This is a genomic window from Bacillus mesophilus, from assembly GCF_011008845.1.
In the GTDB taxonomy this organism is placed as follows: Bacteria; Bacillota; Bacilli; order Bacillales; family SA4; genus Bacillus_BS; species Bacillus_BS mesophilus.
In genome coordinates, this window is the sequence record NZ_JAAIWM010000001.1 from 514,412 (window position 1) to 534,134 (window position 19,723).

At 36.3% G+C, this 19,723-nt stretch carries 20 protein-coding genes and 1 other annotated feature; of the genes, 4 read left to right on the plus strand and 16 right to left on the minus strand.

All coding sequences use genetic code 11. The features are described from left to right. Positions 1-121 precede the first annotated feature (121 nt). Positions 122-365, plus strand: a binding site (T-box leader). Between the two features lie 51 nt (positions 366-416). Further along, on the plus strand, positions 417-1,403 hold the full coding sequence (gene trpS / locus G4D63_RS02630; protein ID WP_163177393.1) for a tryptophan--tRNA ligase: 987 nt from the start codon (positions 417-419) through the stop codon (positions 1,401-1,403). Between the two features lie 88 nt (positions 1,404-1,491). On the opposite strand, the gene G4D63_RS02635 is transcribed toward trpS, so the two are convergent. From G4D63_RS02635 to G4D63_RS02680, 10 genes are all read right to left on the minus strand, one after another. Continuing rightward, the gene (locus G4D63_RS02635; protein ID WP_163177395.1) at positions 1,492-2,244 is read right to left on the minus strand and encodes a YjbA family protein; all 753 of its coding nucleotides are present in this window, start codon (positions 2,242-2,244) and stop codon (positions 1,492-1,494) included. A 103-nt stretch (positions 2,245-2,347) separates the two neighbouring features. Continuing rightward, a complete protein-coding gene (locus G4D63_RS02640) occupies positions 2,348-2,557 on the minus strand; it encodes a YuzI family membrane protein (protein ID WP_163177397.1) in 210 nt (69 codons plus the stop codon). A gap of 413 nt (positions 2,558-2,970) precedes the next feature. Continuing rightward, a complete protein-coding gene (gene opp4C, locus G4D63_RS02645; protein WP_163177399.1) occupies positions 2,971-3,891 on the minus strand; it encodes an oligopeptide ABC transporter permease in 921 nt (306 codons plus the stop codon). A gap of 10 nt (positions 3,892-3,901) precedes the next feature. After that, positions 3,902-4,867, minus strand: a complete 966-nt coding sequence (gene opp4B / locus G4D63_RS02650) for an oligopeptide ABC transporter permease (RefSeq protein WP_163177401.1) — start codon at positions 4,865-4,867, stop codon at positions 3,902-3,904. Between the two features lie 170 nt (positions 4,868-5,037). Beyond that, positions 5,038-6,792: an oligopeptide ABC transporter substrate-binding protein gene (gene opp4A / locus G4D63_RS02655; protein ID WP_163177403.1), complete on the minus strand. Its 1,755-nt coding sequence runs from the start codon at positions 6,790-6,792 to the stop codon at positions 5,038-5,040. Positions 6,793-6,869: 77 nt separating this feature from the next. Further along, the gene (locus G4D63_RS02660) at positions 6,870-7,856 is read right to left on the minus strand and encodes an ABC transporter ATP-binding protein (protein ID WP_163177405.1); all 987 of its coding nucleotides are present in this window, start codon (positions 7,854-7,856) and stop codon (positions 6,870-6,872) included. Beyond that, the gene (locus tag G4D63_RS02665; RefSeq protein WP_163177407.1) at positions 7,856-8,881 is read right to left on the minus strand and encodes an ABC transporter ATP-binding protein; all 1,026 of its coding nucleotides are present in this window, start codon (positions 8,879-8,881) and stop codon (positions 7,856-7,858) included. The genes G4D63_RS02660 and G4D63_RS02665 overlap by 1 nt, the downstream gene beginning before the upstream one ends. A gap of 147 nt (positions 8,882-9,028) precedes the next feature. Further along, positions 9,029-9,820, minus strand: a complete 792-nt coding sequence (locus tag G4D63_RS02670) for a DUF2268 domain-containing putative Zn-dependent protease (protein WP_163177409.1) — start codon at positions 9,818-9,820, stop codon at positions 9,029-9,031. A 133-nt stretch (positions 9,821-9,953) separates the two neighbouring features. Beyond that, the gene (gene fabF / locus G4D63_RS02675) at positions 9,954-11,192 is read right to left on the minus strand and encodes a beta-ketoacyl-ACP synthase II (protein ID WP_163177411.1); all 1,239 of its coding nucleotides are present in this window, start codon (positions 11,190-11,192) and stop codon (positions 9,954-9,956) included. A gap of 61 nt (positions 11,193-11,253) precedes the next feature. Continuing rightward, complete coding sequence (locus tag G4D63_RS02680) at positions 11,254-12,186, minus strand: beta-ketoacyl-ACP synthase III (RefSeq protein ID WP_163177413.1); 933 nt, start codon at positions 12,184-12,186, stop codon at positions 11,254-11,256. A gap of 202 nt (positions 12,187-12,388) precedes the next feature. On the opposite strand from G4D63_RS02680, the gene G4D63_RS02685 reads away from it, so the two are divergent. Next, positions 12,389-12,685: a hypothetical protein gene (locus G4D63_RS02685; protein ID WP_163177415.1), complete on the plus strand. Its 297-nt coding sequence runs from the start codon at positions 12,389-12,391 to the stop codon at positions 12,683-12,685. Between the two features lie 28 nt (positions 12,686-12,713). Here G4D63_RS02685 and G4D63_RS02690 read toward each other — a convergent pair whose 3' ends face one another. The 5 genes from G4D63_RS02690 to G4D63_RS22015 form a co-directional block, all read right to left on the minus strand. Beyond that, on the minus strand, positions 12,714-12,902 hold the full coding sequence (locus G4D63_RS02690) for a ComZ family protein (RefSeq protein ID WP_163177417.1): 189 nt from the start codon (positions 12,900-12,902) through the stop codon (positions 12,714-12,716). Positions 12,903-12,919: 17 nt separating this feature from the next. Then, entirely contained in the window at positions 12,920-13,876 is a 957-nt protein-coding gene (locus G4D63_RS02695) for a BMP family ABC transporter substrate-binding protein (RefSeq protein ID WP_163177419.1), read from the minus strand. A gap of 134 nt (positions 13,877-14,010) precedes the next feature. After that, on the minus strand, positions 14,011-14,916 hold the full coding sequence (locus G4D63_RS02700) for an NAD-dependent epimerase/dehydratase family protein (protein WP_163177421.1): 906 nt from the start codon (positions 14,914-14,916) through the stop codon (positions 14,011-14,013). Between the two features lie 203 nt (positions 14,917-15,119). After that, the gene (locus G4D63_RS02705; protein ID WP_163177423.1) at positions 15,120-15,851 is read right to left on the minus strand and encodes an alpha/beta hydrolase; all 732 of its coding nucleotides are present in this window, start codon (positions 15,849-15,851) and stop codon (positions 15,120-15,122) included. Between the two features lie 237 nt (positions 15,852-16,088). Further along, positions 16,089-16,217: a hypothetical protein gene (locus G4D63_RS22015; protein WP_275580228.1), complete on the minus strand. Its 129-nt coding sequence runs from the start codon at positions 16,215-16,217 to the stop codon at positions 16,089-16,091. A 172-nt stretch (positions 16,218-16,389) separates the two neighbouring features. On the opposite strand from G4D63_RS22015, the gene G4D63_RS02710 reads away from it, so the two are divergent. Further along, entirely contained in the window at positions 16,390-16,578 is a 189-nt protein-coding gene (locus tag G4D63_RS02710; protein WP_163177424.1) for a YjzD family protein, read from the plus strand. A 95-nt stretch (positions 16,579-16,673) separates the two neighbouring features. Continuing rightward, entirely contained in the window at positions 16,674-16,946 is a 273-nt protein-coding gene (locus tag G4D63_RS02715) for a hypothetical protein (protein WP_163177427.1), read from the plus strand. A gap of 183 nt (positions 16,947-17,129) precedes the next feature. Here the strand turns inward: G4D63_RS02715 and clpB are convergent, their stop codons facing one another. Then, positions 17,130-19,718 (minus strand): ATP-dependent chaperone ClpB, encoded by a 2,589-nt coding sequence (clpB, locus tag G4D63_RS02720; protein WP_163177429.1) that lies wholly within the window; start codon positions 19,716-19,718, stop codon positions 17,130-17,132. Positions 19,719-19,723: the final 5 nt, after the last annotated feature.

Here is a 19,723-nt window from a genome sequence, read left to right on the forward strand (position 1 = left end):
TAGTATATATGGGGAGTGTTTTAGGTGATTTAGAGGTATAAAATACACTTAAGAGTACATCATAATGATGATAATACTTGTAAAAGAAATCATCTTTTTATATAATTAATAAAAATTATGAATTCATGTGATGAGAAAGATAGTATATGTAGAAATCCTTTTCAGAGAGCCTGTGGTGCTGCAAACAGGTAAGGAACTACATAGAATGGGCTTTTGAGCATTTAAACCGAAATGAATTACATTCAAAGTAGGCTTTAACGCATGTCCAAGTGTTAAAATGGACCCTGTATCAACACAGCAGGAGTAAAGTGATTTTGCAGAAATGCAAAATAATTAGGGTGGCACCACGGTCATTCGTCCCTATTAGTAAGGGGATGAATGGCTTTTTTTGTTGCCTAAAATTAGGAGGAATTAACATGAAAACAATCTTTTCTGGAATCCAACCTAGTGGTTCACTAACATTAGGAAATTATCTTGGTGCTTTACGGCATTTCCCAACACTACAGGATGAATATAATTGCTTCTTTTGTGTCGTTGATCAACATGCAATAACAATCCCTCAGGATCGCCTAGCATTGCGTAAAAACATTAGAAGTTTAGCAGCTGTTTACATTGCAGCCGGTATTGATCCAGAAAAGTCTACTCTCTTCATTCAGTCTGAGGTTCCAGCACATGCTCAAGCTGGATGGATGATGCAATGCATATCCTACATCGGAGAACTCGAGAGAATGACACAATTCAAAGATAAATCACATGGAAAAGAGGGGGTGTCTGCATCTTTACTTACTTACCCTCCACTGATGGCAGCGGATATTCTTCTCTATAATACAGATTTAGTTCCCGTTGGAGATGATCAGAAACAGCATATTGAGCTTACTCGTGATTTAGCAGAACGCTTTAACAAAAAATATAACGATATTTTTACGATTCCAGAACCAAGAATTTCAGAAGTAGGTGCGAGAATAATGTCCTTACAGGAGCCTACTAAAAAAATGAGTAAGTCTGATGAAAATCTTAAAGCAACGATCTTTTTGCTAGACGATGAAAAGCAAATTGAAAAGAAAATTAAAAGTGCAGTAACAGATTCTGAAGGCATTGTTAAATATGACAAGGAAAATAAACCAGGTGTATCTAATCTGTTAACTATTTATTCGATTCTATCAAATAAAACAATTCCACAATTAGAAGAAGAATATACTGGCAAAGGCTATGGTGAATTTAAAGCAGATGTGGCTAAAGTGGTAGTAGATTCTCTTAAGCCGATTCAGGAGAAATACCATCAGTTAATTGACTCTGAACTATTAGATACCTATTTGGATCAAGGTGCTGAAAAAGCAAATAAGGTGGCAAGTAAAATGCTCCGTAAAATGGAAAACGGAATGGGACTTGGTAGAAAACGTTAACCTTAGATAGAGAAAATGGTAAGCAATTATAATACCTTAATCAACTGACTTTATATCATCAAAAAAAGGGATGCAACTTTGCATCCCTTTAATTTACTCTTGTTTCATGCTCTAGTTCCCAAAGCTTCTCGAAGAAAGGTTGTCCTTTTATTAGGTTCTCACACAGTTCAACATGGCGTTCGCTCCATCCATACTGTACTTCCTCTATAAGGTGTTCCCATACTTCATCTAGTTCCATTTTTTGAATATCATTATATTTTGACGGATCCCAATCTGTATACCAATAACGAATTTCGGCTACATTCTTAGAATTATAAAGCTGATCAAGGGCCATAAATAATAATTGCTTTAATTGACGTTCTTTTCGAGTTAAACCACTCATGTATTGTGGAGATAATGAAAGAATATGATATTCCTTATATGTATCAATCTTGGCTGCATTAAATTGGTAGCTTCGTGGTTCTAGTTCGGCAACCATATCGTATACTAGTTGCTCCTGTCTAGGTATGAGGCGACTTTTACGTATTGGTATATTGTAGCCGATCGTATCAACAGCTAAAATGCCTACACCATCTGTAACGATAAAACAGTATTCTAGTTGAATACGCTCATGGTTTTTGCGCAAATATGCTTTATGAAAGATATCATTCATAAGTTGCCCTGGTATTTCCATTAAATCATTTTCAATATAATGAAATAATGTAGAATCTACCTTTATCAATGGCACTTGATCTAGTAATTCAACTCGATCATCCTTACGCCATTCATGAAAGTGGCAAACATTATAACCATTTTCTTCGCCCTCAAACCAATTCACCCATACATCATGCAGATACAACATATATGATCCCTCACTTTATATCTGTTTGTTATGAATCAGTATAGGCATATCTTGTCTAATTTATTCCAGTCAGGGAAAGTTCTTCAATAAATAGCTAATGTACCTAACTTCTTGTTGGTGGTAAGTATATACTTAGCCATATGAATGATACGCCTAAAGGTAATAGATAACATTCAACTCTTCTTGATATAAAAAAGAAATACTCATACAATCCATGACCATGTGTTAATACATTTAAATATGCAATAGTAGAAACACCACCTGCCACTGAAATACCAAATCCGATTAGAAATAAAAATAACCGAAATACCATTGTTTTATTCCTCCCTTCCCTTAGTCCTTTTGTTGTTTCTTTTCTAGACCCTATTAATCATGCTTTATGTAAAAACAATTTTGCTTTTTATATCAATTTTCATAAGTACTCTTATAAAAAAACGATTCAACCTAACACTTAATACCTTGTCCGACTATTAATAATATATATGACAAGCAGTTAGGCACTTATGTACGTATTCAATAATAAATGAATCTCAGATTTCAATTCAGAGTTACATTTAATTTCAGTTGAAAAAGTTAATTTGAAGGAGTTTACGAGTAAAAAGGAATTAGGGAAGTGGAATTATTAAGGATCACTTGTGCAGGGAACAGATACATATAGGAAGCTATACCTGAGTTAATTAACTACCATAGAAAAAAAACCATCACAAATGTGATGGTTTTTCTGTTTTAACGACTTGATTTAGGATTGAATGCATCCTTTAAGCCTTCACCAACAAAGTTAATTGAAAGGATTGTTAAAGTGATAACAGCTGCAGGTGGAATCCAAATCCACCACTTTTTACTTAAAACATCTGGGCTTCTTGCTTCTTGAAGCATGTTACCCCAAGTCGGAGTAGATGATGATACACCAAATCCTAAGAAGCTTAGTCCAGTCTCAACTACGATCATAACAGCTAATAATAAAGTTGCTTGAACGATAATTGTTGACATAACGTTTGGTAATAAGTGTTTTGTAATAACTTTAAATGGTGAACAACCAATTGAGATCGCACTTAAAGTGTACTCATTTTCTTTTTCAGCTAAAATTTTACTACGTACTAAACGTGCAAGTCCACCCCAAGAGAGTAAACTAATTACGACGATTAATGTCATTATACCTGAACCTTGGAAAATTGAGCTTAATACGATAACAAAGATTAGGAATGGGAAAGTTAAGATAAAATCAGTAAAACGCATCAGGATATTATCAATTCTCCCACCGAAGAAACCTGCAGTTGCACCAACTAGAGTTCCAATTACAGATATACAAAAAGTAATCGTAAATGCTAGTGTTAATGAAACCTTACCACCATAAAGCAATCGTTGAAATACATCTCTACCTGCTTTATCAGTTCCGAATAGAAATTCAGATGAAGGTTCTTTTGCCATTTGAGATAAATTTACTTTCTGAACATCCTCTAATGGTACTGTAATATATTGAGCAAACATCGAAACAAAGGTAATGAATAGTAGAAATACTAATCCGAGCATTGCTGGAATATTACGTACAAACTTTCTTCGTGCAATTGCCCATGGAGATTGTCCCTTTGTTACAGTATTCTGTTTGTTTACTACTACTGAGCTTTCGTTATTTGTAACTGGTTCCATGGTTTCACCTCTATTCTAATCTAATACGTGGATCAACTAATCCTAATAGTATATCCGCGAGTAAGTTTCCAATTAGTGTAAAGATAGTTAGCATTAGAGTAATTGCTAATACTACAGAATAATCACGTGCTGTAATCGATTCAACAAATAGATAACCAATTCCAGGGTATGTGAAGATTGTTTCTGTAATAACAGCTCCACCTACTAAACTAGCAAAGTCAAAACCGATCAGCGTTACAATTGGAATTAATGAGTTACGTAAAATATGCTTATTAAAAATCGTACCTTCTTTTGTACCCTTTGCTCTTGCTGTTCTTACATAATCTTTTCTAGAACTTTCGATCATATCATTACGTAAAAACTGAGTATAACTTGCTGTCGCAAACGCTCCTAGAACAATTGCTGGAAGTAAAGTGTGCTTAAGTTTACTTAAATAGAAATCTAAAGTTCCTGGCTCTACTCCAATACCAATACTACCTGTTGCTGGAACCCAGCCTAGCTGGAAAGAAAAAATCCAAATCGCTACTAAAGCTGCTACGAAACTTGGAATAGCTAATCCAAGGTAGTTGTAAAAGGATATAGCATAATCTCCTATGCTATATGGATGACGACCTGCATATCGTCCCATTACAAATGCAAGAACATATGTTATTAATAAAGCAAATAAGGCTAAGAATATAGTGTTAGGTAAACGAGATCCTATTAGTTCCATTACTGGCATTTTATGATTAAATGAATCACCGAAATTTCCTTGTAGAATCCCACCAACCCAAGATAAATATTGTTCATGAATAGGATCGTTCCATCCCATCTTTTCACGCATTTCATCAATATATTCTGGGCTTGAGTTTAATGGATCTACTTTTCCAGTAAGTGCGTCTCCAGGCATTAGCTTCGCTAGGGAGAAACACACTACTGAGATAAGGAAAAGTAATGGAATCATTCCTAGTAATCTACGAAGTGTGTAAATTAGCATTATGAATTCCCCTTATCTGTTATTTATTTATTATGCTCTTACTGTCGGTTGTCCTCCACTAACCAAACAATTCGTGGGGGATAACCGACAGTAAGAACTCAAATTACTTTTTTACAAAGACTTGGTGGGAGTTTCCTCCCACCGCGTCATTGTTATTTAACTTTTATCAATTATTCCTTGATCCACCATAAGTGAACATCTTTTTGTACTGTAAATGCATTAGCATCAACGTTTTGAAGACGCTTGTTAGCTGCATATACATCTAATGGTTGGAACATGAAGATTGATGGAAGCTCATCGTTTACAAGTTTTTGCCACTCGTAATAGATTTCCTTACGGTGTTCAAGAACATCTTTACTTGTATCTTCAGGGAACTTAACACCAGCCTTGATTAACTCATCAGACTTTTCGTTTGCCCATCTCATCATATTCCACTTATCAGTGCTTAACCAAATACCAGATGGATCTGGATCTGTTGCAAGTCCCCAAGCACCGTTAAATGTTTCGAAAGTTGGGTCATCAGCATCGATTGAATCATAGAATAAGTTGAAGTCTTTTAATGCTCCACCGTTTAGACGAGCATCAATTCCTACGTCCTTCCAGTTTTGAAGGATGTATTGTGCACGTGGCTCAGCAGTTGAAGTTGAACTCATTGCATCAAAGTTTACAGTGAACTTTTCACCTTTTGGATCTTCAACAAAGCCGTCTCCGTCTTTGTCAACATAACCAGCTTCAGCAAGAATTTCTTTTGCTTTTGCTGGGTCATACTCATAAGAATTGATTTGATCATCTGGAATCTTAGCCCATGATACAGAAGGAAGTGGAACGTTTAGAAGTTGACCTAAACCGTTACTAAATCCATCTAAGATACCTTGACGGTCTAAAGCATGTGCCATTGCATGACGTAAAGCTTTGTCTTGGAACTTAGGATTGTCAGATACAACTTTACCAGCTTCTGCATCATAACGTCCAAAGTCAAATCCAATATAGCTATAACCTAAGCTTGGCTCTTCAAAAAGATTTAAGTTAGGAAGTTCTTTAATATCTGGGTATTGATCAGATGGTGCTTCCATGATATCAACTTCTCCACTCTCAAGTAATCCACTTGCAAGTGCAGGATCGATAACTTTGTATACTACGCCATCAAGTAATGCTGGACCTTGCCAGTAATCATCAAAGCGCTCGAATTCAATCATTTCACCAGGAACAATGTTCTTCACTTTAAACGGTCCGAATCCCATAGGATTTTGACGAACTTGTGGAGAATCAATCATGTCAGCTACTGCAATGCCAGCATAGTGATCCTTGTGCATTGGGTAAGTCCAAATGTTATCAAGAAGGTTTACAACTGCCTCTTCAACAGTAACAGTAATTGTGTAATCATCAACTACAGTAATACCTTCAATTTTGTCAGCAGTGCCATCTTTATAAGCTTGTGCACCTTTAATCATAGATACGTTAGTAAAACGAGTTCCAGGGTAATCTTTATCAGCGATTACATACCAAGCAAACTCCATATCTTCAGCTTTTAACTCATCACCATCATGCCATTTAACACCTGGTTGAATTTTAAACGTTAATTGTGTTTGATCTTCGTTAAATTCCCAAGTAGCTACGTTTGCCTCTGGTAATAAATCATCACCAGTTGCAAGTAATGCTTCAGACATAAATGATAAAGCTAGTGAATCATCTTGACCTTCATAGAATGCAAAGTCTAATACACCTTTAAAAGGTTGTGTGAAAGCGTAAGTTGCTACTCCACCTGCAACAGGCTCGTCTGTAGCTTCTTCCTCAGTTGTTTCTTCACCAGTAGTTTCTTCTGGCTTTTCTTCAGCAGGCTCTTCGTTCGCTCCACCGCTACAAGCAGCAAGGAACATTGATAGTACTAATAGCATAGCTACTAGCCATAGGACTGACTTTTTCATTGATTTCCCCCCAATAAAAATTTTAATATTCTCTAAAGGTTGTACCAGCTAGAACTTAGAAAAACATTTGTCTCTCTTTAATTATAAAGGTGACAAGCAACTCTATGTCCTGGCTTCACCTCCTTTAAAGAAGGAATAACTGTCTGACATTCTGGCATTGCATGACGGCAACGCGGATGGAATGTACATCCTGAAGGCGGGTTAATCGGACTTGGTACATCCCCCTCTAGGATAATACGATCTTTCTTCTTTCTTGGATCTGGCTCAGGAATTGCTGAAATAAGTGCCTGTGTATATGGGTGTAATGGTTCACTATATAGACTGCCCTTATCTGCAAGTTCTACTAATCCTCCAAGATACATAACACCAATACGATCACTCATGTGCTTAACAACACTTAAATCATGAGCAATAAACAGGAACGTTAATTCAAATTCATCTTGTAGCTCTTTTAGTAAATTCAATACCTGTGACTGAACTGACACGTCTAGTGCTGATACTGGTTCATCGGCAATGATTAGTTTCGGTCTTAGTGCAAGAGCACGAGCGATTCCAATACGTTGACGTTGTCCACCTGAGAATTCATGTGGATATTTATAATATGCATCTCTTGGTAAGCCTACTTTTGTTAACAATTCCATAACTTCTTCTTGCAAGTCTTTTTCAGATCTCTTTGTGTAGTTACGAATTGGTTCAGAAACAAGATGTCCTACCATCATAGTTGGGTTTAAAGACGCATAAGGATCCTGAAACACCATTTGAAAGTCTTGTCTAATCTTTCTAAGTGATGTTCCACGTAGATTGGTAATATCTCTACCTTCAAAGATAATTTGTCCTTCTGTTGGTTCTAATAATCGTAAAATAGTTCTTCCAGCTGTTGATTTACCACAGCCAGATTCTCCAACTAGTCCAAGCGTTTCACCTTTGTTAATTTCGAATGAGATTCCATCTACAGCTTTTACAGCTCCAATTTGACGTCTGAAAAATCCACCTTTGATAGGGTAATGAGTTTTAAGGTTTTTAACTTCTAATAGTATGTCTTTTTCTTTAACTGCTTGGCTCATTAGTTTACCTTCACCCCTTCTCTAGGATAGCTAACGTCGTACAGCAGACAGGATACATCATGTCCTGGGGTTACTTCAGCAAGCTGTGGTGTAATCGTTTTACATTCAGCAGTTGCTTGTGGGCAACGGTCAGCAAAGCGGCACCCAACCTCTGGCATATTAATTAGAGACGGTACAATACCTTTAATTGTACTTAACTCTTCAACTTCTTCATCCATCTTCGGAATCGCACCCATAAGTAGCTTCGTATATGGATGTTTAGGATCGTGGAACAATGTATCTACATCTGTTTTTTCGACAATTCTACCCGCGTACATTACGATAACCTCGTCACACATTTCTGCAACTACTCCAAGGTCATGGGTAATTAATAATACGGACATATCATTAACTTCTTGAATTTCTTTTAACAGTTCAAGAATTTGTGCTTGAACGGTTACATCAAGTGCAGTGGTTGGCTCATCCGCGATTAAGATTTTAGGTTGACAGGCAATTGCAATTGCAATCATGACCCTTTGTCTCATACCACCTGATAATTGATGCGGATATTCGTCGACAATTTTTTCAGGTCTAGAAATCCCAACACTCTTTAATAAAGCAATACTCTTTAAACGAGCTTCTTTTTTTGTTAAATCTGTGTGATTTAACAATGCTTCTTGAATTTGAAATCCTATTGTAAATACAGGATTAAGAGATGTCATTGGTTCTTGGAAGATCATCCCAATGTCTTTTCCTCTTACTTTATTAATCTCTTTATCTTTTAATTTTGCAAGATCCCGTTCTTGAAACAGAATTTCACCATTCACAATTTTACCGTTTTCTTTTGGTAGAAGACCCATAATAGATAGTGACATAACACTTTTCCCACAGCCTGATTCACCAACAATACCAATTACTTGTTTAGGCTTTACTGAGAAAGATACGCCGTCTACTGCATTATAATATTTACCACCAATACGGAAACCTGTTTTTAAATCCTTAATCTCTAAGACCGGTGCTCCATTGCTATGTTTAAGTTTTGTCATTATCACACCTCTGAATATTTTGATAATTCCCAATGTTATCTGAGTTTCATATTATTACAGAATCATTACAATTGCAACACTCTTTTTGCAGCAAATTAATAATTTTATATTTTGAATATTTGATTAACGTTGATATCATAGGCTTCTTCATGTTTGTGATTGGATTATTTTACAAATTTGTTTTTTAGTCAATTTTTCAAGAGAATGTAAAGTATATTTATGATTCTCAATAATTTGTTCAACCAAATAGAAACCAACTGAGTAACCCAACATACGAGGATAACCTTTCATACCGTAAAGTAGCTCTTGAAATAACTGATCTTTTTTGGTGATATTCTGTTTAGGGAGTATAATTTCCTTATACCATTTCTCAAGCTGTTCTGTTTGGTACAGCTTGGTCCAAAAAGCATTGCGCTCTTCTCCACATTCCTTTTTGACTGCATGTTCTGCCATCCCTTCTAATAGGATGGTATCTAATAAGGTAAGTTCTTCGTCTTTTTGATTCATTGAATCCAGTCTACAAACATGATGATATTCATGGGTTATCAACGCTTTTAACTCCATCTCCTCCATATTTGGAGATAGAAATAAGAATAGTTTATCATAAAAAGCAAGTCCTGACTTCCCTTTATTTTCTTCCATCATTCTCGAATTTCGTTGATTGATTGGGAATATAAATATAGGAATATCAGGACCTTTAAATTTTAACCTTAGAGAAGTATAATGCTTGTTTACTTCTTTCCAGTAGTTAGATGTAATTAGTTGTTCAATTTCTTTACGTTTATTAAAGATTGAAGGCTTATACATTCCATATAAGCAAAGATAATCATAAATTTCTTTTTGAGAACTACCATTAAAGTATTTGATTAGCTTTTCGCAAAGCTTGATTGGATTTTCACCATGCTCAGATAACCATTTCTTCGTGTTTACTACGCTCAACCTTGTTCACTCCTCTTCATTTCATATCGCTATTATATGAGAGAGAAGAAAACTTGTTAGCTGAATAATTTCATTATACCTGATAGATTATAAAAAAAACCTACCAAAATATTTCCATGGTAGGTTTCTATTCCTATTCATGCTTTTTGAAAATCAATGTAGCGTTATGTCCACCAAATCCAAGCGAGTTACTTAACACTGCGTAAACATCCTGTTTTCTTGCTTCATCAGGAACATAATCTAAATCACAATCAGGATCAGGTGTTTGAATATTAATGGTAGGAGGAATGACTCCTTCTGAAATAGCCATTACGGAGAATACCGCTTCAACTCCTCCGGCTGCTCCTAATAAATGACCTGTCATTGATTTAGTCGAACCAACTGCCATTTTATAAGCATGCTCGCCAAACACTTCTTTTATTGCCATTGTTTCATACTTATCATTATATGGTGTACTTGTACCATGAGCATTCATGTAGGTAATTTGTTCTGGACGTAAGTCTGCATCCTGAAGTGCTTGCTTCATTGCTCTTACTCCACCTTCTCCTGCTGGGGCAGGTTGAGTAATATGATAAGCATCACCAGTAGCGCCATATCCAACGATTTCTGCGTAAATCTTAGCACCTCTTGCAACAGCATGTTCCAGTTCCTCTAGAATTAAGATTCCTGCTCCTTCTCCCATAACAAACCCATCTCGATTTAAGTCAAATGGACGACTTGCTGATGCCGGGTCTGGGTTAAACGACAGTGCTTTCATTGAGCTAAACCCGGCGAATGCCATGTTTGTTAATGGAGCTTCTGTTCCTCCAGTCACCATAACATCAGCATCACCTCGTTGGATTACTTTAAAAGCATCACCAATGGAGTTTGCTCCAGATGCACAAGCCGTTACTGTACATGAGTTAATTCCCCTTGCACCAATTGCAATTGATACTTGACCAGCAGCCATATCTGGAATCATCATTGGTACGTAAAATGGGCTTACTCGGCGGTATCCCTTTGCCTGGAATTGTTTATATTGTTCTTCATGTGTTTCCATTCCACCGATTCCAGAACCGATCCATACACCAACTCGGGGAGCATTATCGTCTGTAATCTTTAGGTTGGCATCTTCTACAGCCATTAATGATGCAGCCATTGCATATTGAGTAAAACGGTCCATCTTCTTTGCATCTTTACGGTCCATATAAGTCTCAGGATCGAAATCTTTTAATTCAGCCGCAACCTTTGCTGGAAAATCATCTGGGTTCACTCGAGTTAGTGGACCAATTCCTGATACTCCGTTAATTAAATTATTCCACGTTGTTTCTAAATTATTTCCGATAGGAGATAATATTCCAAGTCCTGTTACAACTACTCGTTTTTTTAGCATGATTTAGTAGCACTCCTTTTAAGAATTACTATATATTAGGTTTTTTATTTACTTAAGCTTTTTATCTTCCCCATCGAAGAGCAACTGCCCCCCATGTGAGTCCTCCACCAAAACCAACCATGACAAGAAGGTCATTATCTTTAATTCTCCCTTTTTCCAGTTCTTCAACTATTGCAATCGGAATCGAGGATGCTGACGTATTCCCATACTTTCCTACCGTTTTTGCCATCTTTTCCTCAGGTAGCTCTAAACGTTGTCTAGCAGCTTCCATAATTCTAATGTTTGCTTGATGTGGAATCAAGAAATCAACATCTTCTTTACTTAAACCTGCCTTTTCTAAAACATTTAAACTTGATTCACCCATTTGGCGGACAGCAAATTTAAATACTTCTCTTCCGTTCATAACAATGTAATCATCCTGGTAAAGGTGTTTTGCGCCTGTACCATCTGAGCCTAACTCAAAGGAAAGTATTCCTTTCCCTTCAGAAACTGGCCCCATAACCGTTGCACCAGCTCCGTCACCAAAAAGAACAGCTGTATTACGATCACTCCAATCGGTGATTTTTGAAAGCTTTTCTACACCAACAACTAATACATGTTTGTATACCTTTGATTCAATAAATTGTTTAGCCATAACCATTCCATATATAAAACCAGCACAAGCTGCACCAATGTCAAATGCGGCTGCATTTTTTGCACCAAGCTTTTCTTGAATTAAGCAGGCAACAGACGGGAAAGGAGAATCTGGGGTGACCGTTGCGACTACAATTAAATCAAGATCTTCCGCAGTAATACCAGCATTCTCAATTGCCTTTTGAGCAGCAAAGAATGCCATATCAGATGTATCTATATCATCAGTTGCAACTCTTCTCTCTTCTATACCTGTTCTTGTACGAATCCACTCATCTGAAGTATCGACCATTTTCTCCAAATCAGCATTTGTGAGAACTTTATCAGGCAAGTAACGGCCAATTCCAATGATCCCAGCATTCATTAAAAAAACCCCTTTATAATTTGTTATCAAATATTATGACTTGGTACTAATTTTATAGTAAATGTTCCTATTTTTCAATCATTTTAAATTTTACATTCTAAGGACAGCTGTCTATGGCAAAGTAGACGATGCTTCATATTTTATAATAGAGACAATTAACACACATCGTTATTCTTAGCATCATTCCGAGGAGGTGTACGGTATGAGCGATGATACTAATCAAGAGAAAGATCAGGGGAATTATAATAAACACCAGCGTTTTGACCAATTAATGTTTGGCTCAAGACGTGGTAAAGCCGCGGAACAAGAAGAGGAACAACCTAAAGAGCCTCTATTAGCAGAGAATGATCATAACAAAGCCACAACTACAACTCAAGGTGATTTTGACCTGTTTACCATGTTACAAAGTGTTGATGAACTGATGGGGAATATGAAGCATTTTAAACCAATGGTTCAGCAGCTTGCTCCACTTTTAGATTTATTTAAGCAAAAAAAATAGACGCTATGATAGCGTCTATTTTTATATATTATTGATTTTCACTAGCTTCATTTTTTCCTAATTCATATGCGTCTGACATTACCTTTGTTAATAATTCTATTACCGGTTGCATATTAGACATATCTAACTGTATTCCTGATTCATCTAAGATCGCCTTTGCTTCAGGTAAGTATTTCATAGCAATCTGCATAAATTGCATTTGTTTTTGTGAGTCCATTATCATATGCTCCTTTTTTATTCTATTTGATTAGGAAGATTTCCAGTCTCGATATATGTTTTGATTGAGGTGGTGATCTCATCTTGCAATTCTTTATTTACTACAGGACTATATTTCCCCATGGTGATAACATGATCATCAAAATCATAATAAATATTCCCACTCTTTAGTGTCCCCAAATTGAAATCCTTAGCAACAACTTCATATAATTTATCGACATGTTGAATGGTACTAGTTAGAACAGTTGCCTCTCCTAGATCTGATTGCTCAGAAACATAACCAATGGCATAGAGACCCTTTTCCTTCAGGCGTTCAATTACATGTACATTATAACCATCACCTGCAGGATAAATAACATCTGCACCTTCGCTGAGCATTTTCTCTAGTTGAACAAGTGCCTTTTCCGGATCATTCCAATCCTCTGTATAGCTGATTTCAACCTCAACATTAGGATTTTGATAAATGGCTCCTTCAAAAAAGCCATTGACCTCCGGCTGCCATTCAAATGCTGCAATGACACCCACTTTGTTTGTTTTCGTCATTTCCCCTGCAACCATTCCACCAAAGAATCCCATTGCATCAGCCTTAAAAGTCAAGCTTGTAACGTTATCTCCACGGACATCTCCGTTAAAACAAACAAAATGAATATCTGGATATTTTTTCGAAAGCTGATTAAACCATGGAGCATATTCACTTCCGTGACCAAAAATTAGAGTAACACCATTCTCCGAAAATTCGTCTATTGCTTTAGAAACTGCTTCTTTATTATTCATACTCTCTTTGTAAAAAACATCTGCACCAAATGCTGATTGTATCTTAAGTAATCCTTTATATCCTTTTGTACCCCAAACTTGGTCATTAACAGTTTCAGGTACTAGAAGACCTACTTTATCAATATTTCCTGTTGTCGTGGAATTCGCACAACCAGTTAAGAAGAATAATAAAATAAAAAGTGCGAAAAGTGGCTTTTTCACGTGTTAGTCACTTCCTTATCTTTACCGCTTTTATATAAAAAGGATTCATTCTGCTTTAGCTTGTCCAGAATATTTTACCCTTTAACCATATAAATGGTAAAGGATAAATCGCAAATCCTACAAATATCTACTCTTTACTCCCTATTTCTTCCATTCCCGCTTATAAAAAGGTTTGTTTCTCTCTGATTTACGATTCCCTCTTCAATACTCACTCTAGGAGTAAACCCAAGTAGTTCTTTTGCTTTATCATTGGTAAGGACAAGGTTTTTGTTTCGTCGATTTACCGTTTTATTAAGAATATGGGATAATCCTTTCTCCCACTCTCCCTCTTTTCCTGAAGTAATGTGAATCAGTTCATTTCTGGTTGAACAGCTTTTAGCATTCAATAATGCTTGAACAGCATCTCCCACATATAGAAGGTCACCTTTATACTCATCTTTATTTTCTATAAATTGTTCTGTTTTTCCTTCTTCCAATGCCAAGATAGCCCGTTGATACACATAAGAATCTGGTTGCCATGGTCCATAGAGGGTAGGAAAGCGAAGAATCAAATACGAACACGCTTCTTCATTGCACTTTGATTGAATCATTTCTTCTAGGGAATTAAACATTTTCCCTTTTCCTGTTACTGGATTTATAGGAGTGTCTTCTGTTATTTCTTGCCGTTCATTATGATCAACCACTTCTACAGATGAAGAGAAAATTAAGGGACAAGAATGCAGCTTACAATATTCAATTGCTTGTTCTAAAGATTGACTAGCTCTAGTTAATGTTTGCTGATTAAACATATCAAGGCAATAAAACAGGGCGTTCACCTTAGGTCCTTCTTTTGGGTGAAGTATTTGTGGCCATTCCTCTTCTTCTAAAGAAATAAAATTTGCATTACGTCCTATTGCTAATATTTTTTCCTCTTTAACACGTTCTGAATCCTGCCCGTCTTTAAAGTCGATTCCGTGAACAACGACTCCATCTTCTAATAACCTAGTTAGAAGATTATAGCCTAGAAAACTGAAAGTACCCACTACAATTGCTTCTTCCAATCTAATAGCTCCCTTCCGATCTTCTTGTTTATTCTATGATATGGTTAAATGCTTCTATGACAAAGTCGAGTAAATTCGCTATGGAGGTGGCAATGCAAATAAAGTATGGCTATTTATGTCTACGGTGAGCACATTAACCAAACTTCGCTATTGAACATCTTTAAATTTTATAACTAATAAGAAAAAGCCCATTTTCTTGGGCTTTAAAGCTTTCTTTCATGTTTACCGTAAAACTGGATAATCGAACTTCCAATACCGAACCGCTTTTCATTTAAATGCAGCGTTAGCTGAATGGGCGCATTGTCTTTCCTTACCTGTTCATACTTGCGTGCCATTTCTTTAGATTGATACGTTTGTTCATCTGTCGAAATCCATATTTTAACTGGTGTGGTTGATTTATACTCATCTAGAGCTGTCAGATTTGAAGTTAACTCCTCGATTGAGTGTTCCTCCCAGCTATATGCATCAACCACTTCCCGAATCATCCTTTTGTAAAACAATTTGTTCTCCTGCTCATGCTTTAGCTGCTCACGTAAACTTAGACAAGGATTTAACATAGAAACAGAGCGCACTTTATCCCCTATTTCTTCCATAAGCTCCAGTCCTGTTAAGGCCCCCATCCCTTCAAGTAGAAGGTGAACATGTTCATTTAAAATCTCAGTTTTCATAACAACATGATATAGTCGTTTAGCTAAATTAACCGCTTTTGGAGACCCCCAGTTACGTCCATATAAATTCGAATAAAATACAGTATAACCAGCCCTAAGAAACTGTTCTAAGAAGGCATATCTACCCGCATTTTGAATCCAAAAGCTTGAGCTACTGTCTACAAAATGATTGCGATCCCCAATGATAAATATAGCAAAGCCATTTGGGCGTTCCGGCAAGTGAACGACGCTCCATTCTTCGTCCAATAAAAAAAATTTTTGATTCATATTATTATTCCCCCGCTCAGGCTCGTTCCTGGATAAGATTCGCGCACATAATTAATGTATGTAAACGACCCTTCACTTGAAAGGGGATTTGCCTAGTTTTATGATATTCTTTTCAAGAAATAATTGTTTTCCTTCTATATAATAGGCAGGCACAAATCTAAGGAGTCATTCAATTAGGACAACACTCGCTTCCTAATACTAATTAAAGCCCCCCCCCAAAAAAACTCTTTCCTATTATTATGAAAATTCACCTTCTTGTTTTTCAGCTTCTTTTAATAGCTCTCTAAGCCTATTCTTACCTACTACTGTCAAGTTGGACTCTTCCTGATCTAACAAAAGCTCTAATTCCTCTTGTATCTCAGACATATTAATCCTCCTTATTCATTAAAAGTTCATAATTATTTTATCTTTTTTATCGAATTTTATGATAATATTTAATCGTATTAATCATAGTTATTTTTATATATTACTTGTGATACAATATGTTTATATGTAAAAAAATATTAAAATACATGTTTTTAGAAATAGAGGTGATTTTATGCGTTACGTTTGGACATTTTTCTGGTCATTCTTATTAATCCAAATGGTACTTTATGTGGTTAACTCCATGCAGGGTGGTACATATGATTTTGCTCAAGGCACTGTCATTGCAGTTGTATTCTCCATCTTAATTTTCATTTTAGGAGATGCTTTAGTGCCTAAGGAAAACACTCAAAAACATCACTAATATTACAAACCCTTCAGAATCTTTGAAGGGTTTTCTTCATTTTCGTTTATACTAGACATAATAATAACTTTATATGGATGAAAGGAGACAGATTCATGACATTAACGAAAAAGGTATGCTCTGCCATTATTATCGGCTCTTTTCTTTCTTGGGGGATTTGGATTGTAATAGAAATAGTTAACGGAAAAGGCTTCTTATATAATAGCTCTGGACTGATATTCGGGTTAACGCTTACTGCTCTGGCTCTCTTACTTCATTTTTTATATTTTAAACTGAACAAACAGGCTGTCATTTATGGCATTCTTGGCATTGGGTGTTTATTTTCAATTTCGATGTATGTGTTATCGTACTTTACTGCAGGGCATTAGGAACATTTTTTACGGTATTACCACATACCTGTTTCTATTTATATAAGTGTCCGTTCCATTGCGCTCCACTACAGTTTTCTCAAAATCGAAAAATCTATTAGAGAACAACAAAAATAGAATTCACCTTTAACACTTTAATTACTTTCTTTAATGAAAAACGCCTTTTTTAGAAAGGCGTTTTTTTCATTTCAGTATAATGTGATTATCCATATAATCGATGGTTACAATGGAAGCGTCTTTTAGTTCCCCGGCGATAAGTTTTCTAGCGATCTTTGTTTCGATATGTTTTTGGATAAAACGCTTGAGAGGTCTTGCGCCATAGGTAACATCATAACCTTCATCAACAATATACTTTTTTGCGTCATTTGTGATTTGAAGATCAATCTTACGCCCCTGTAACCTACTGCTCAAATCAACGATTAGTTTATCAACAATATTTCCTACTTCGTTTCTAGTTAGTGGCTTGAAAAGGATCATTTCATCTAATCTATTCAGAAACTCTGGTTTAAAATGTATTCGTAATTGCCCAAACACCTTTTCACGAGCCTCTTCAGTCTCATCCACCTCATTAAGTAAGTACTGAGAACCAATATTCGATGTCATAATCATTATCGTATTTTTAAAATCAACTGTTTTACCATGTGAATCTGTTATTCTTCCATCGTCTAGTGCTTGTAATAATAAATGAAAAACATCAGAATGTGCTTTTTCTATTTCATCAAATAGGATCACTGAGTATGGATTCCTTCGAACTGCTTCGGTTAATTGTCCCCCTTCTTCATATCCAACATAACCTGGAGGCGCACCAACTAATCTAGATACTGCATGCTTTTCCATATATTCTGACATATCAATTCTTATAATATGATCTTCACTGTCAAAGAGGGCTTGAGCTAAGGACTTTGCTAGCTCTGTCTTTCCCACACCAGTTGGGCCTAAAAATAGAAATGAACCAATCGGTCTTTTGGGATCTTTTATTCCCGCTCTTGCGCGAATTACTGCATCAGCCACTAAGGTAACAGCCTCTTCCTGGCCAATAACTCGATCCTGCAAGTGACTCTCGAGATTGAGAAGCTTTTCCTTCTCACTCTCCACTAGTTTTGAAAGTGGGATTCCCGTCCATTTTGAGACGATTTCGTTGATTTCTTCCTCAGTAACCTCTTCTTTTAAAAGACGTTGTTGATTTTGCTGCTCAATGGCTCTCTCTTCAAAGAGCTTTATATCCTTTTCTAGCTGAGGAATTCGTCCGTGGCGAAGTTCTGCAGCAGTATTTAAATCATAGTCACTTTCTGCTTCCTCTAAATCCCTTTTTGCCTTTTCTAGAGACTCTCGTAATGATTGTATTCCTTGAATCGCTTCCTTCTCACTTTGCCATTGCTCTCTCATCTCATTTGCTTTGATCTTAAGGTATTCTAATTCTTTCTTAAGCTCACTCATTCTCTCATTGCTACTGGAATCCGAGTCATTGGCTAAAGCCGCTTCTTCAATCTCAAGTTTCATCATTTTTCTCATAACTTCATCTAGTTCACTAGGCATTGAGTCAATTTCAGTCCGAATCGTCGCACACGCTTCATCAATTAAATCAATGGCCTTATCAGGTAAAAATCGGTCTGTAATATATCGATTAGAAAGTATTGCAGAGGCTACAATTGCTTTGTCTTGTATATTAACACCATGGTGAATTTCGAACCTTTCCTTCAAGCCTCTGAGTATAGAGATCGTGTCTTCAATCGTTGGTTCCGAAACCAAGACTTGTTGAAATCTTCGCTCTAAGGCTGGGTCTTTTTCTATATATTTACGATATTCGTCTAATGTAGTCGCACCGATACAATGAAGTTCTCCTCGAGCTAACATAGGCTTTAGCATATTCCCTGCATCTAGTGCTCCATCCGCTTTTCCAGCTCCCACAATAGTATGCAATTCATCAATAAATAAGAGGATTTGACCTTCACTTTTTTTAATCTCAGATAATACTGCCTTTAACCTCTCCTCGAATTCTCCTCTAAACTTTGCACCCGCAACTAACGAGCTCATATCAAGTGAGAACAACTTCTTGTCTTTAAGCCCTTCTGGTACATCCTTTCGTACTATTCTTTGTGCAAGCCCCTCCACAATTGCAGTCTTTCCCACTCCAGGTTCTCCTATCAAAACAGGATTGTTTTTTGTTTTTCTAGATAAAATTCTAATGACCCTTCTAATTTCTTCATCTCTACCAATTACTGGATCAATTCTTCCTAATTTAACTTCTTGCACTAAATCTCTTCCGTACTTTTCTAATGCTTCGTAAGTTGCCTCAGGGTTTGTACTTGTCACTCTCTGTCCACCTCTAATTTCTTTAATAACTCGTAACAATATGTCCTTTGTTAAATTGAATTTTTTAAATAAAGTATATACTTCGTTACGTTCATTTTCCTCTGCAAATCCAAGTAATACATGTTCAACTGATATATATTCGTCCTGGAAATCCTGACTGTACTTTTCTGCTGTCACAAATGCTTGTTGTAGTAAACTGGAGATATAAACTTTCCCACTTTCATTTCCAGCTCCACTAACAACTGGTCTTTTCTTTAACAAAGAATCAATTTCCTTACATAATATTTCTTGATCAATCTCTAATTTCTTAAGAATGGAGTGAAAGATACCTTCATCTTGGCTTGATAAAATAGAAAGGATATGTAACTGATCTACCTCTGGATGTGAGAGTCTGGTTGCTAGTTTCTGTGCTCCTAATAAAGCTTCACGAAGTCGCTCTGTTAGCTGATTAGAATTCATGATCA

Bases quoted from the DNA above. Each gene is read 5' to 3' on its own strand.
- G4D63_RS02640 (WP_163177397.1), bottom strand. From the start codon at position 2,557: ATGGTATTTCGGTTATTTTTATTTCTAATCGGATTTGGTATTTCAGTG.
- opp4A (WP_163177403.1), bottom strand. From the start codon at position 6,792: ATGAAAAAGTCAGTCCTATGGCTAGTAGCTATGCTATTAGTACTATCA.
- fabF (WP_163177411.1), bottom strand. From the start codon at position 11,192: ATGCTAAAAAAACGAGTAGTTGTAACAGGACTTGGAATATTATCTCCT.
- G4D63_RS02690 (WP_163177417.1), bottom strand. From the start codon at position 12,902: ATGGACTCACAAAAACAAATGCAATTTATGCAGATTGCTATGAAATAC.
- G4D63_RS02705 (WP_163177423.1), bottom strand. From the start codon at position 15,851: ATGAATCAAAAATTTTTTTTATTGGACGAAGAATGGAGCGTCGTTCAC.
- clpB (WP_163177429.1), bottom strand. From the start codon at position 19,718: ATGAATTCTAATCAGCTAACAGAGCGACTTCGTGAAGCTTTATTAGGA.
- G4D63_RS02715 (WP_163177427.1), top strand. From the start codon at position 16,674: ATGACATTAACGAAAAAGGTATGCTCTGCCATTATTATCGGCTCTTTT.
- G4D63_RS22015 (WP_275580228.1), bottom strand. From the start codon at position 16,217: ATGTCTGAGATACAAGAGGAATTAGAGCTTTTGTTAGATCAGGAAGAG.
- G4D63_RS02660 (WP_163177405.1), bottom strand. From the start codon at position 7,856: ATGAGCCAAGCAGTTAAAGAAAAAGACATACTATTAGAAGTTAAAAAC.
- G4D63_RS02680 (WP_163177413.1), bottom strand. From the start codon at position 12,186: ATGAATGCTGGGATCATTGGAATTGGCCGTTACTTGCCTGATAAAGTT.
- G4D63_RS02710 (WP_163177424.1), top strand. From the start codon at position 16,390: ATGCGTTACGTTTGGACATTTTTCTGGTCATTCTTATTAATCCAAATG.
- trpS (WP_163177393.1), top strand. From the start codon at position 417: ATGAAAACAATCTTTTCTGGAATCCAACCTAGTGGTTCACTAACATTA.
- G4D63_RS02685 (WP_163177415.1), top strand. From the start codon at position 12,389: ATGAGCGATGATACTAATCAAGAGAAAGATCAGGGGAATTATAATAAA.
- opp4C (WP_163177399.1), bottom strand. From the start codon at position 3,891: ATGGAACCAGTTACAAATAACGAAAGCTCAGTAGTAGTAAACAAACAG.
- G4D63_RS02665 (WP_163177407.1), bottom strand. From the start codon at position 8,881: ATGACAAAACTTAAACATAGCAATGGAGCACCGGTCTTAGAGATTAAG.
- G4D63_RS02635 (WP_163177395.1), bottom strand. From the start codon at position 2,244: ATGTTGTATCTGCATGATGTATGGGTGAATTGGTTTGAGGGCGAAGAA.
- opp4B (WP_163177401.1), bottom strand. From the start codon at position 4,867: ATGCTAATTTACACACTTCGTAGATTACTAGGAATGATTCCATTACTT.